Origin of the sequence: Streptomyces hyderabadensis, from assembly GCF_020404845.1 — a bacterium.
Lineage (GTDB): Bacteria > Actinomycetota > Actinomycetes > Streptomycetales > Streptomycetaceae > Streptomyces > Streptomyces hyderabadensis.
In genome coordinates, this window is sequence record NZ_JAIOJZ010000148.1 from 1 (window position 1) to 694 (window position 694).

Here is a 694-nt window from a genome sequence, read left to right on the forward strand (position 1 = left end):
CCGGTTGGAGGGGGTGTGGGGTCCGAAGGCGGGTGCGGCGTGGCATTTGCACGAGTTGACGCGTGATCGTGGGTTGTCGGCGTTCGTGTTGTTCTCGTCGGCTGCCGGCGCCTTCGGTGGTGCGGGTCAGGGGAGTTATGCGGCGGCGAACGCGTTCTTGGATGCGTTGGCGGTGTATCGGCGGGGTCTGGGGCTGCCGGCGCAGTCCCTCGGCTGGGGCATGTGGGACACGGCGGGCATGGCCGGAACGCTGAGTGAGGGTCACGTCCAGCGCATGAACCGCACGGGCATGAACGGTCTGTCGGCCGAGCGCGGCCTGGCCCTGCTCGACACCGCGGCGATGCTGCCCGACCCGGCGGTCGTCGCGGCAGACCTGGACCTCCAGGCCATGTCCGCGGGCGCGGGCGACCTCCCGCCGCTGTTCAGCGACCTGGTCCAGGTCCGACGCCGGCGCAGGACGGCCGCCGCGGGGCCCTCCGGCCTCGCCGACCGGCTGTCCGTGCTGGAACTCGTCCGCACCATCACCGCGCAGGTCCTCGGCCATGCGTCGGCGAACGCCGTCGAGGCGGATCGCTCTTTCTCCGATCTGGGTTTCGACTCGTTGTCGGCGGTGGAGTTCCGTAACCAGTTGGGTGCGGAGACGGGTCTGCGGCTGCCGGCGACGTTGGTCTTCGATCATCCGAACGCCGAGGCT

General features: G+C 70.5%; 1 protein-coding gene. It reads left to right on the forward strand.

Going from position 1 to position 694, the window contains the following annotated elements; translation table 11 throughout:
* Window positions 1–13: 13 nt before the first annotated feature.
* The coding region (locus K7854_RS37285) for a beta-ketoacyl reductase (protein WP_226030985.1) at window positions 14–694 on the forward strand (681 nt) is incomplete at its 3' end.